This is a genomic window from Cereibacter johrii, assembly GCF_001720585.1.
In the GTDB taxonomy this organism is placed as follows: domain Bacteria; phylum Pseudomonadota; class Alphaproteobacteria; order Rhodobacterales; family Rhodobacteraceae; genus Cereibacter_A; species Cereibacter_A johrii.
Map to the genome: position 1 here is coordinate 1 of NZ_MABH01000243.1, position 12757 is coordinate 12757.

At 69.2% G+C, this 12757-nt stretch carries 10 protein-coding genes; 9 read left to right on the top strand and 1 reads right to left on the bottom strand.

The window, feature by feature from the left end; translation table 11 throughout:
- On the bottom strand, positions 1 to 318 hold a 318-nt coding region (locus A9O63_RS20290; RefSeq protein WP_167354644.1), incomplete at its 3' end, for a 2-C-methyl-D-erythritol 4-phosphate cytidylyltransferase.
- A gap of 213 nt (positions 319 to 531) precedes the next feature.
- Between A9O63_RS20290 and dusB the strand changes: the two genes are divergently transcribed.
- From dusB to hflX, 9 genes are all read left to right on the top strand, one after another.
- Positions 532 to 1512, top strand: a complete 981-nt coding sequence (gene dusB, locus A9O63_RS20295) for a tRNA dihydrouridine synthase DusB (protein WP_069333517.1) — start codon at positions 532 to 534, stop codon at positions 1510 to 1512.
- The gene (locus tag A9O63_RS20300; RefSeq protein ID WP_069333518.1) at positions 1509 to 2615 is read left to right on the top strand and encodes a two-component system sensor histidine kinase NtrB; all 1107 of its coding nucleotides are present in this window, start codon (positions 1509 to 1511) and stop codon (positions 2613 to 2615) included. The genes dusB and A9O63_RS20300 overlap by 4 nt, the downstream gene beginning before the upstream one ends.
- Positions 2615 to 3982, top strand: coding sequence for a response regulator (locus tag A9O63_RS20305; protein ID WP_069333519.1), 1368 nt, complete (start codon positions 2615 to 2617; stop codon positions 3980 to 3982). The genes A9O63_RS20300 and A9O63_RS20305 overlap by 1 nt, the downstream gene beginning before the upstream one ends.
- Positions 3983 to 4081: 99 nt before the next feature.
- On the top strand, positions 4082 to 6343 hold the full coding sequence (locus A9O63_RS20310; protein WP_084296095.1) for a sensor histidine kinase NtrY-like: 2262 nt from the start codon (positions 4082 to 4084) through the stop codon (positions 6341 to 6343).
- Positions 6340 to 7770, top strand: a complete 1431-nt coding sequence (gene ntrX / locus A9O63_RS20315) for a nitrogen assimilation response regulator NtrX (protein WP_069333521.1) — start codon at positions 6340 to 6342, stop codon at positions 7768 to 7770. Before A9O63_RS20310 ends, ntrX begins: the two co-directional genes overlap by 4 nt.
- Before the next feature lie 53 nt (positions 7771 to 7823).
- Positions 7824 to 9200, top strand: a complete 1377-nt coding sequence (trkA, locus tag A9O63_RS20320) for a Trk system potassium transporter TrkA (RefSeq protein WP_069333522.1) — start codon at positions 7824 to 7826, stop codon at positions 9198 to 9200.
- A 1-nt stretch (position 9201) separates the two neighbouring features.
- Positions 9202 to 10713 carry a potassium transporter TrkG gene (locus A9O63_RS20325; protein ID WP_069333523.1) on the top strand — a complete coding sequence of 504 codons (1512 nt, stop codon included), beginning with the start codon at positions 9202 to 9204 and terminating at the stop codon, positions 10711 to 10713.
- Between the two features lie 157 nt (positions 10714 to 10870).
- Positions 10871 to 11104, top strand: a complete 234-nt coding sequence (gene hfq / locus A9O63_RS20330; protein ID WP_002719962.1) for an RNA chaperone Hfq — start codon at positions 10871 to 10873, stop codon at positions 11102 to 11104.
- Between the two features lies 1 nt (position 11105).
- Positions 11106 to 12449, top strand: a complete 1344-nt coding sequence (gene hflX, locus A9O63_RS20335) for a GTPase HflX (protein ID WP_069333524.1) — start codon at positions 11106 to 11108, stop codon at positions 12447 to 12449.
- Positions 12450 to 12757 lie beyond the last annotated feature (308 nt).

Below are 12757 nucleotides of genomic sequence, written 5' to 3' on the forward strand. Positions count from 1 at the left end.
CGCGCCGTCGTGGATCAGCACCCGCTCGATGCCCGCCCCCGCCAGCGCCTCGAGCGCATTGCGCACCGAGGCGTCGCGCGAGGCGCCGCCCTCGACCAGCTCGACCGAGCCCTCGGCCACGCCTGCGAGCCCTTCCGCGCGGGCGCGGTCGTCGGGATGGATGACGAGGAGGGTGCGGCTCACCCCGGCCGCGGCCCTGAAGGCCGCCAGCGTATGGGCCAGCACCGGCTGGCCTGCGAGCGGCTGCCACTGTTTCGGCAGGTCTCCGCCCGCGCGTGTGCCGCGTCCGGCGGCGACGATGATTGCGGCTGTCGTCATGGCCCCGTCATTCCTTTGTCCGAAGCTCTAGGCCATGGCGCGGCGGGAGACAATCGACCCTCCTGTCGCGGACCAGTCGCCAAGCGGCAGCGGTTTGAGCAGCGTCGCCCAATAAATGTGCATAGCATGATTTCACAGCAAAGTTGCCGAGCGCCGAGTTGTCTTCCGCTTCGGCTCGCCGTAACTGAGGGCTGACGCACAAGGAATAGGCACTTGGCCCTTCGCATCGCTCAGCTTCCGGTGGATCCGCCGGTGCTCCTCGCGCCGATGGCGGGAATTACGGATCTTCCCTTTCGACGGCTTGCCGTGCGGTTCGGCGCCGGGCTCGTCGTCTCCGAGATGGTGGCGAGCCGCGAGGTGGTCTGCGCGGGCGCCGAGGCACGGGCGCGGGCCGAGATCGGCGCGGCCGAGGGACGCACGGCGGTGCAGCTTGCCGGCTGCGATCCGCACTGGATGGCCGAGGCCGCGCGGCTGGTCGAGGCGCAGGGGGCCCGCATCATCGACATCAACATGGGCTGCCCCGCCAAACGGGTCACGAACGGCTGGTCCGGCTCGGCGCTGATGCGCGAGCCCGACCGGGCGCTCGCGCTGATCGAGGCGGTGGTGGGGGCGGTTGCGGTGCCGGTCACGCTCAAGATGCGGCTGGGCTGGGACGAGGGGATGCTGAACGCGCCCGAGATCGCGCGGCGCGCCGAAGCGGCAGGGGTGGCCATGATCACGATCCACGGCCGCACGCGCTGCCAGTTCTACACCGGCCGCGCCGACTGGGCCGCGATCCGCCCGGTGGTCGAGGCGGTCTCGGTGCCCGTGGTGGCCAATGGCGACATCACGGGGCCCGAGGAGGCGCAGGCGGCGCTGGCGGCCTCGGGGGCTGCGGGCGTCATGGTCGGGCGGGGCGCGCAGGGCCGGCCCTGGCTTCTCGGGCAGGTGGCCTCGGCGCTCGACGGGCGCGCGGCACCAAAGGTGCCCGAGGCAGAGGCGCTCGCCGATCTGGTCGTGGCCCATTACGAGGAGATGCTCTCCTTCTACGGGCGCGATCTCGGGCTGCGCGTCGCGCGCAAGCATCTCAACTGGTATCTCGAGGCCGCGGGTCTGGCGGCGCACCGGGGCCCCATCGTGACCGGAACCGATCCGGCACGGGTGGTGCGCGCGCTGCGGCAGGCCTTCGGCGCACAGGAAAGGGCCGCCGCATGAGCTTCCGTTCGCCCTATCCCGTTCCCGGGGTGATCTGGGCCAGCCTTCCGCTTCCCGCGGTGCTCATCAACCCCGACGGCATCATCATCGAATCGAACCCGGCGGCCGAGGCCTTCCTCAATGCCTCGTCCAAGAGCCTGCAGGGCCAGCCCGCCTTCGACCGGATCCTGATCGACGCGCCGGTGGACGAGGCGCTGTCGCGGGCGCGGTCGAACCAGTCGCCCATCTTCATTAACGATGTGGACGTGACCTCGGGCGAGCGTCCGCCGGTGCAGTGCAACATCCAGATCGCGCCGTTGCACGACAATGCCGAGATCGTCATGCTGCTGATCTCGCCGCGCGAGATCGCGGACCGGCTGGGGCGGGCCACGGCGGCCAAGTCGGCGGCGAAATCCGCCATCGGCATGGCCGAGATGCTGGCGCACGAGATCAAGAACCCGCTCGCGGGCATTTCGGGCGCGGCGCAGCTCATTGCCATGAACCTGTCGGTGGAGGATCGCGAACTGGCCGATCTGATCGTCGAGGAGACGCGCCGCATCGTGAAGCTTCTCGAGCAGGTGGAGCAGTTCGGCAATCTCCGCCCGCCCGAACGGCGGGCGGTGAACATCCACGACGCGCTCGACCGGGCGCGGAAATCGGCGGCGGTGGGCTTTGCCGCCAAGATGCGGATCACCGAGGAATACGATCCCTCGCTGCCCGCGACCTATGCCGACGCGGACCAGCTGATGCAGGTGTTCCTGAACCTCATCAAGAATGCGGCCGAGGCCGCGGGCCCGCAGGGGGGCCGCATCCGGCTGCGGACCTTCTACGACATCTCGCTGCGGCTGCGCCGGGCGGACGGGTCGGGAGGCGCGCTGCCCCTGCAGGTCGAGATCATCGACGACGGCCCGGGCATCGCGCCCGATATCGCCAAGGAAATCTTCGAGCCCTTCGTCTCGGGGCGCGAGAATGGCACCGGCCTCGGGCTCGCGCTGGTCAACAAGATCATATCCGACCACGGCGGATGGATATCCGTCGATTCGGCCCCCGGACGCACCGTGTTCCGGGTCTCGCTGCCGGTGGCGCCCCGGGAAGCGGCGTCCAATGACATGGAGGTGAAGTGATGGACGGCACTGTTCTCGTGGCGGACGACGATCGCACGATCCGCACGGTGCTGACGCAGGCCCTGACGCGGGCAGGCTGCAAGGTGCACGCGACCTCCAGCCTGATGACCCTGATGCGCTGGGTCGAGGAGGGCAAGGGCGACCTCGTGATCTCGGACGTGGTCATGCCCGACGGCAACGGGCTCGAGGCGCTGCCGCGGATCTCGAAGCTGCGCCCGGGGCTGCCGGTCATCGTGATCTCGGCGCAGAACACGATCATGACCGCGATTCAGGCCGCCGAGGCCGAGGCCTACGATTATCTGCCCAAGCCTTTCGACCTGCCCGACCTGATGAAACGGTCGGCCCGCGCGCTTGACATGAAGCGCCGCGCGCCGGTGAGCAAGGCCGCCCCGCCGCGCGAGGGCGGGGACGACCTGCCGCTCGTCGGACGGACGCAGGCGATGCAGGCGCTCTACCGTCTCGTGGCACGGGTGATGAACACGGATCTTCCGGTGCTGGTCACGGGCGAATCCGGCACGGGCAAATCGCTCATCGCCCGCGCGATCCACGATTTCTCGGACCGGCGGACACTGCCCTTCGTGGTGGCGCAGGCGGCCGACCTGCAGGGCGTCGAGGGGCCGGCCTCGCTTCTGTCGCGCGCCAAGGGCGGCAGCCTCGTCTTCGACGAGGTGGCCGATTACGACGAGGAAACGCAGGCCCGGATCGTGCGGATGCTCGACATGATGGGCGACAACGCGCCCCGGATCATGTCCACGAGCCAGGTGGATCTGGCCTCGCGGCTGGAGTCGGGGGCCTTCCGGCAAGATCTCTATTACCGGCTGGGCGGCGTCACGCTGCATGTGCCCTCGCTGCGCGAACGGGTGGACGACATTCCGCTTCTGGCCGACCATTTCCTCGCCCGGGGCGAGCGCGATCTCGGCACGACGCGGCGGCTGTCGAACGAGGCGCGCGACCTCGTGCGGGCCTACAGCTGGCCCGGCAACGTCCGCCAGCTCGAGAACACGCTGCGGCGGCTGATGGTGACGTCGGCCGAGGCCGAGATCACCCGCGCCGAAGTGGAGGCCGTGCTGGGCAACCAGCCCGCGATGGAGCCGCTGAAGGGAGGCGGCGAGGGCGAGAAGCTGTCGTCCTCGGTGGCGCGGCATCTGCGGCGCTACTTCGACCTGCATGGCGGCGCGCTTCCGCCGCCCGGCGTCTATCAGCGCATCCTGCGCGAGGTCGAGGCGCCGCTGATCGAGATCGCGCTCGATGCAACCGCCGGGAATCAGGCGAAATGTGCCGATCTTCTGGGGATCAACCGCAATACCTTGCGCAAGAAGATCACCGACCTCGATATTCGCGTGACACGCCGCCGCAAGCTGATGTAAAACGGCAACAGGCGGCGTTGCACGCGGGCACAGACCCGGTCGGCGCCTGAAATGGGGAGGGCGGCCCAACCGCCCCCCGAGAGGCGGGACAGGCCATCCGTGCGGACTGCTGTGCGCAGCAACACCTGGATCAAGCTCGCGCGCCTGCGCAGGCAGCGGCGATTCCAGACGGCGATGGCCTTTGGCCTCGTCCTGCTGGGGCCGGTGCTGGCGCTGGCGACCTTCCTTGCATTGGGGCCGATGAATCAGGGGGCGAATTCGCCCTCGCTGCGATTCGTGCTGCTGGCCGATCTCGTCTATGTCCTCGTGGTGGCGGCGCTGGTGATCGCGCGGATCGCCCGCATGGTCTCGGACCGGCGCAGCCAGTCGGCGGGCTCGCGGCTGCATCTGCGGCTGGTGGGCACCTTCGCGGGGCTCGCGCTCGTGCCCACGATCCTCGTTGCGGTCTTCGCCATGCTCACGGTGAACGTGGGTCTCGAGGGCTGGTTCTCCGACCGGGTGCGGCAGGTGGTGGGGGCCTCGCTCGAAGCGGCCGAGGCCTATCAGGAAGAGCATCGGCGCGACCTGATCGAGGATGCCGAGGCGCTGGCGGCCTATCTCAATGTCGCCAAGCAATCGACCTTCTTCCTGCGCGACGACCAGTTGCGGCCGCTTCTCACGCAGGGACAGGAGAAGATCCAGCGCGGCCTGCGCGAGGCCTTCCTGATCGATGGCGGCGGCGTGCTCCGGACCCGGGGCGAACGCAGCTACCTCTTCGATTTCGAGCAGCCCGATCCCGCCGACATCGAGCGGGCGCGCGCGGGCCAGACCGTCCTGATCCAGGACTGGGCCAACAACGAGTTCCGCGCTCTCGTCCATCTCGCGGCCTTCCCCGACCGCTTCCTTTATGTCTCGCGCACGGTGGACGGCTCGATCCTGAGCCTGCTCGACGACACGCGCGAGACGGTGGTGCTCTATCACCAGCTGGAAGCCGAGCGCGGGCGGATGCTGTTCGAGTTCGGGCTGCTCTACCTCGGCTTCGCGCTCATCCTGATCCTCGCCGCCGTCTGGCTGGGCTTCTGGTTCGCCGAGCGGCTCTCGCGTCCCGTGGGGCGGCTTGCAGGGGCGGCGCAACGCGTGGGGGCGGGGGATCTCGACGTGCAGGTGCCCGAGGAGGAGGGCGACGACGAGATTGCCATGCTGGGACGGCTCTTCAACCAGATGACCCGGCAGCTGAAGGGCCAGCGCAACGCGCTGATGGACAACAACCGCCAGACCGAGCGGCGGCGGCGGCTGTTCGACTCGGTGCTCTCCTCGGTCACGGCGGGGGTGATCGGGCTCGATGCGGTGGGGCAGGTCGATTTCATCAACCGCGCCGCCGAGCGGCTGCTCGAACTGCCCGAGGCGGGCAACATGTCCCTCTCCACCGCCGTCCCGGAATTCGCGGCTCTGTTCGCGCGGCTGCGCGAGACGGGCGCGGCCGTGCAGGAGGAGATCCGCCTGATCCGCAAGGGCCGGATGGAGAGCCTTCTGGTCCGCATGAGCCCGCGGCGCAACGAGAGCGGGCGGCTCGAGGGCTATGTGGTGGCCTTCGACGACGTGACCGACCTCGTCTCGGCGCAGCGGATGGCTGCCTGGGGCGACGTGGCGCGGCGCATCGCCCATGAGATCAAGAACCCGCTGACGCCGATCCAGCTCTCGGCCGAGCGGATCAAGCGCAAGTTCCGCCCGCTCGTGGGCGAGCAGGCGGGCGATCTCGATCAATATGCCGATGTCATCATCCGCCAGACCAACGATCTGCGCCGCATCGTGGACGAATTCTCGAAGTTCGCCCGGATGCCCGAGCCCGACCGGCGCGAGGCGGACCTTGTCAAGCTCGTCCGCGACGCGGTGGTGCTGCAGGAGGCGGGCCAGCCCGAGGTGCGGATCGAGGCGCGGCTGCCCTCCGATCCCTGGCCCATCGACATCGACACGACCATGATCGGGCAGGCGCTGACCAACCTGATGAAGAACGCAGGCGAGGCGATCGAGGCCCGGCGCGAGACGCAAGGCCAGGATTTCCCGCCCGAGATCCGCGTCTCGCTGACCGTGGACGAGGATCAGGCGCTGGTGCGCATCGCCGACAACGGCACCGGGCTTCCGCCCGACCGGACGCGGCTCTTCGAGCCCTATGTCACCACGCGCGAGAAGGGCACCGGCCTCGGCCTGCCCATCGTGAAGAAGATCATCGAGGAACACGGCGGCATGCTGACGCTCAGCGATGCCGACCCCTTCACCCATGACGGCCACCGCGGGGCCATGGCCGAGATCCGGCTGCCCCGCATCCTGCGCAGCCGGGCGCGGGCCGCGAAGACCGGCGAGGCGAGACCGGAGGACACATGAGCAGCATTCTGATCGTCGATGACGAGCGCGACATCCGCGAGCTGATCGGGGACATCCTGCGCGACGAGGGCTTCCAGATCCGCCTCGCCGCCAATTCAGACGAGTGCATGGCGGCGGTGAATGCCGAGCCTCCGGCGCTGATGATCCTCGACATCTGGCTCAAGGACAGCCGGATGGACGGGATCGACATCCTGAAGCGCACCAAGCGCGACAATCCCGATGTGCCGGTGGTCATCATCTCGGGGCACGGCAATATCGAGATCGCGGTGGCGGCGATCAAGCAGGGCGCCTACGACTTCATCGAGAAGCCCTTCAACATCGACCAGCTGATGGTCGTGGTCCAGCGCGCGATGGAGACGGCGCGGCTGCGGCGCGAGAACAGCGAGCTGCGCCGGCGCGACGTCTCGGCGGCCGAGATGCTGGGCGGCTCGACCGCCTACCGGCTGCTCAAGTCGCAGCTCGAGAAGGTCACCAAGTCGAACGGGCGCGTCATGCTCTCGGGGCCCGCGGGCGCCGGCAAGGAGCTGGCCGCGCGCTTCATCCACGCCAATTCGGGCCGGTCAGGGGCGCCGTTCGTCTCGGTCTCCTCGGCCACGGTCGAGCCGGACCGGATGGAGGAGGTGCTCTTCGGCCGCGAGACGGCCGAGCGCGGGATCGAGCAGGGGCTGCTCGAGCAGGCGCATGGCGGGATCGTCTATTTCGACGAGGTGGCCGACATGCCGCTCGGCACCCAGTCGAAGATCCTGCGCGTGCTGACCGAACAGCAGTTCACCCGGCAGGGCGGCACCGACAAGGTGCGGGTGGATCTGCGGGTGATCTCCTCCACGACGCGCGACCTGCGCACCGAGATCGCCGCCGGCCGCTTCCGGCAGGAGCTTTACGACCGGCTGAACGTGGTGCCGATCGAGGTGCCGGCGCTGGCCGACCGGCGCGAGGACATTCCGATGCTGGCCCGGCATTTCATCGAGATGTTCCACCGCAGTCAGGGCCTGCCGCTGCGCAGCCTCACCTCCGAGGCCGAGGCGATGCTCCAGACGATGCCGTGGCCGGGCAACGTGCGCCAGCTGCGCAACGTGATCGAGCGGGTGCTGATCCTCGGCGACGGGTCGGGCCCCATCGAGGCGCGCGAGCTGCCGGGCAACGACGGTCCGGGCGAGGAGGGCCGGCTGATCCTCGGCGGGGCGCTCGCCACGCTTCCCCTTCGGGAGGCACGGGAGCTTTTCGAGCGCGAATATCTTCTCACCCAGATCAACCGCTTCGGCGGGAACATCAGCCGCACGGCGGCCTTTGTCGGAATGGAACGCTCGGCCCTGCACCGCAAGCTGAAGTCGCTGGGCGTGGTGACCACTGCGAAGGGAGGCAGCCGGCTTGCCCGGATCGAGGACGATTTCGAGGACGAGGAGGAGCCGCTCGGGGCGCCGGATTGACCCGGGCGGGCCGTTCTGCGAAGCAGAAGCCCTGACAAGCCGGAGTCCGTGACATGAAGGTGATCATCTGCGGCGGAGGCCAGGTCGGCTGGCAGATCGCGCGTCACCTTTCGGGAGAGCGGAACGACGTGACCGTGGTCGACATGAATGCCGACCTCGTGCGCCGCGCGACCGACACGCTCGATGTGCAGGGCGTGGTGGGCTTCGCCTCCTATCCCGACGTGCTGGAAAGGGCCGGCGCGCGCGATGCCGACATGATCATCGCCGCCACCCATTCCGACGAGGTGAACATGGTCACCTGTCAGGTGGCCCATTCGATCTTCGGCATCACGCGCAAGATCGCGCGGCTGCGGGCTCAGAGCTATCTCGATGCGATCTATTCCGACCTCTACCGGCGCGACCACCTGCCCATCGACGTGGTGATCTCGCCCGAGAAGGAGGTGGCCGAGGCCGCGCTCCAGCGCCTCGCCGCGCCCTCGACCTTCGACACCGAGAGCTTCATGGAGGGCAAGGCGCAGCTTCTGGGCATCGCGCTCGACGAGGACTGCCCGGTGCTGAACACGCCGCTCCGGCAGCTCAACGAGCTCTTCACCAGCCTCCGCGCCATCGTGGTGGGCGTGCGGCGCGAGGGGCGGCTCTTCGTGCCCGAGCCGGGCGACCAGCTCTTCGCCGCCGACGAGGTCTATGTCTTCGTCCATTCCGACGATGTGGTGCGCACGCTCGACATCTTCGGGAAATCCTCGCGCAAGCAGGAGCGGATCATCGTCATCGGCGGCGGCAATGTGGGGCTTGCGGTCGCCAAGGCGCTCGAGGCGCGGGCCGACCGGGTGCGGGTCAAGGTGATCGAGCGCAACCGCGCCAAGGCCGAAGTGGCGGCCGACGGGCTCGAGCGGACCATCGTGCTGAACGGCGACGGGCTCGACATGGACCTTCTGGCCGAGGCGAACATCGACCGCGCCGACGCGGTGCTGGCCGTGACCGACGACGACAAGACGAACATCCTCGCCGCGATCCGCGCCAAGCAGGCGGGCTGCCCGATGGCCATCGTTCTCGTGAACGACCCGACGCTCTTGCCGATCATGCAGGCGCTCGACATCGACGCCTATATCAACCCGCGCGCCACCACCGTCTCCTCGATCCTGCGCCACGTCCGCCATGGCCGGGTGCGGGCGATCTATTCCATCGGCGACGCCGAGGCGGAGGTGATCGAGGCGCAGGTCCTCTCGACCTCGCCGCTGGCCGGGCGCCACATCCGCGACATCGACTTCCCCGAGGGCGTGCTCGTCGGCGCGGTGATGAAGGGCGACCGGGTGCTGAAGCCCACGGGCGACCTCCGGGTGGACGATGGCGACGTGATCGCGCTCTTTTGCATGACGGCGGACGTGCCGGAGGTCGAGCGCCTCCTGCAGGTCTCGATCGACTTCTTCTGACATGGGGCGCGCGCGCTCGGTCCCCCTGATCGTCGTGCTGATGGCGGGCGGCGCCGCGGCCATGTATGTGCCCGCAGCCCATGCCGTAGCCCTGCGCCAGCACGAGGTGGCCCGCGCCTTCTTCTACGCGGGCACGTTCCTGCTGATCCTGATCGCGATGATCGCCATCGCGACGCAGAACCGGCCTCCGCCCCGGGCCGCGCGGGCGCATCTGTCCACGCTGGTGGGCGCCTATCTCATCCTGCCGCCGATGCTGGCGCTGCCGTTCCAGATGGCGGTCCCGGACACGAGCTTCACGAACGCCTGGTTCGAGATGCTGTCCTCCTTCACCACGACCGGCGCCACGCTCTACGACACGCCGGGGCGGCTGCCGCCCTCGGTGCATCTGTGGCGCGCCCTGGTGGGCTGGCTCGGCGGCTTCTTCGTGCTGACGGCCGCGATGGCGGTGCTCGCGCCGCTGAGTCTCGGCGGGATGGAGGTCATCTCGGGCCATGTCCCGGGCCGCGAGCAGGCCAGCCAGATCACCCGCATCGCCGATCCGACCGAGCGGCTGGTGCGCCAGTCGCTCGCGCTCTTTCCGGCCTATGGCGGGCTCACGCTCGCGCTCTGGGGGCTCCTGCTTCTGGCCGGGGAAACCGGCCTCGTGGGCCTCTGCCACGCGATGGGGACGCTCTCGACCAGCGGGATCTCTCCGCTCGAGACGATGACGGCGGGAGAGGCCGGGTTCCGGGGCGAGTTCCTGATCTTCCTCTTCCTCTTCCTCGCCGTGACGCGCAGGCTGATGCCCGGCACCTCGATGGTCTATCGCGATACGCCCATCCACCGCGATCCCGAGGTGATGATGGCCTTCTTCTTCCTGATCGGCGTGCCGGTGGTGCTGTTCCTGCGCCACTGGATCGGCGCCATCGAGACCGAGGAGACGCAGAACATCGCGGCCGCCGCCCGTGCCATGTGGGGCGGGCTCTTCACCACGCTCTCGTTCCTGACCACGACCGGCTACGAATCCCGCGACTGGGTCGCCTCGCGCTCGTGGTCGGGCCTCGGCACGCCCGGCCTCATCCTGCTGGGCCTCGCCATCGTGGGCGGCGGGGTCGCCACCACGGCCGGGGGCGTCAAGCTCCTGCGGGTCTATGCGCTCTACCGCCACGCCGAGCGCGAGCTCGAGCGAATCGTCCATCCGAGCTCGATCGGCGGGCAGGGGGTCGTGGCGCGCCGGTTGCGCCGCGAAGGGGCCTACATGGCCTGGATCTTCTTCATGCTCTTCGCCTTCTCGATCGCCGTGGTCACGGCGGCGCTGAGCCTCGCGGGGCTCGGGTTCGAGCGGGCCATGGTGCTGGGGATCGCGGCCCTGACCACCACCGGGCCTCTGGCCGATCTCGCGGTCGAGACGCCGATCCGATGGTCGGAACTGGGCCCCGCGGCCAAGGCCATCGCGGGCGCGGCCATGATCGTTGGGCGTATGGAAACACTCGCGATCCTTGCCCTTCTGGCCCCGGCGAGCTGGCGACGCTGAGCGGAAAAGCGGCAGGCCTGCCGCACAAGACTAACGATCTGTTATTGGGGCTGGAATCTCCCGCAACTCCTGCCCATACTCGATTCCGACCGTCGGATTGCAGCCGGGGGGAACGAGGAAAGACGGAAGCGTCTCAACCATAAAGGCAAGATAACGGATGGCTGCCGATAAACAAAACTTGCAGGACGCCTTTCTGAACCACGTCAGGAAGGCCAAGGTTCCGGTTACGATTTTTCTCATCAACGGTGTAAAACTGCAGGGCGTGATTACCTGGTTCGACAATTTCTGCGTCCTGCTGCGCAGGGACGGACAGTCGCAGCTGGTCTACAAGCACGCGATCTCGACCATCATGCCCGGGCAACCGATCAATCTCTACGAGGGCGACGACTGATTTGACCGATCCCGAGGAAGGGGAGGAGGAGCCCCGGAGCGAGGGTGACAGGGAGGGCCAGGCGGCCTCCGACGGCGCGACGCGGTCGCAGCCGATGCGCGCCTTCGTGCTCCACCCCGACATCCGCACCGAGCGCTCGCGCCGGCTGCCCGACCTGCGACTGGCCGAGGCCGTGTCGCTGGCGGCGGCGCTGCCCGACATGGAGATCGTGGGCCAGGAGGTGGTGCGCCTGCCGCGCGCCCAGCCGGGCCTTCTGTTCGGAACCGGCAAGGTCGAGGAGCTGAAGGCGCGCTTCAAGGGGCTCGATGTGGGTCTCGTGCTGGTCGACGGGCCGGTCTCGCCGGTGCAGCAGCGCAACCTCGAGAAGGAATGGGGCGTGAAGCTCCTCGACCGGACCGGGCTCATCCTCGAGATCTTCGCCGACCGCGCCCGCACCCGCGAGGGCGTGCTTCAGGTCGAGCTCGCCGCGCTCTCCTACCAGCGCACCCGGCTCGTGCGGGCCTGGACCCACCTCGAGCGCCAGAGGGGCGGCCTCGGCTTCGTGGGGGGGCCGGGCGAGACGCAGATCGAGGCCGACCGCCGCGCCATCGACGAGCAGGTGATCCGCATCCGCCGCCAGCTGGACAAGGTGGTGAAGACGCGCGAGCTGCACCGGGCCTCGCGCCGCAAGGTGCCGTTCCCGATCGTGGCGCTGGTGGGCTATACCAACGCGGGGAAATCGACGCTCTTCAACCGCATGACCGGCGCGGACGTGCTGGCCAAGGACATGCTCTTCGCCACGCTCGATCCCACCATGCGCGGCGTCACGCTGCCGTCGGGGCGCAAGGTGATCCTGAGCGATACGGTGGGATTCATCTCGGACCTGCCGACCCAGCTGGTCGCGGCCTTCCGCGCCACGCTCGAGGAGGTGCTCGAGGCCGACCTGATCCTCCATGTGCGCGACATCGCCCACCCCGAGACCGCCGAGCAGGCGGCCGACGTGGCCGAGATCCTGCAGAGCCTGGGGGTGAAGGGCGCGACGCCGCAGGTCGAGGTCTGGAACAAGCTCGACCTCGTGGAGGGGGCCACGCACGAGCAGCTTCTAGCGCAGGCCGCGAAGTCCGAGACGATCTTCGCGCTCTCGGCGCTGACCGGCGAGGGGCTGCCGGAGCTCCTCGAGGCGGTCTCGGCCACCTTCGACGAGGAGAAGACCGAGCGCCAGCTGACCTTGGGCTTCGCCGATGGCCGCCGCCGCGCCTGGCTTCATGCCGAAGGCGTGGTGACGGGCGAGGCGGAGACGGAAGAGGGCCACCGGATCGACGTCCGCTGGACCGCCCGGCAGGAGAAGCGCTTCCGCGACCTCTGAGGGGCGAGGGGTGCCCTTGCCCGCGCTCCGCGGGGGCTCCCTGCTCCTGCCCGGACTGACGGGCGGGCGCGCGCGCTTCTGCCGCGAAGGCGGGGGGCTGTCTGCCCCCCGGAGCCCGGCCTTGCGGCCGGTCCCTCCCCCCGAGGATACTTGGGCAGAGTGAATGGGCTGTCCTTCGCACGGGCCGGAGCAGGTCGGCGGTGTGGGGAGCGGTTCGGACCGCGCGCGGCGCACGGGAGCCTTGCGGCGGCCGGGATGTCGCCGTCGGCGCCCGGTGCGGTCGCGTCGGCCGCAGGCGGCGGCGATGC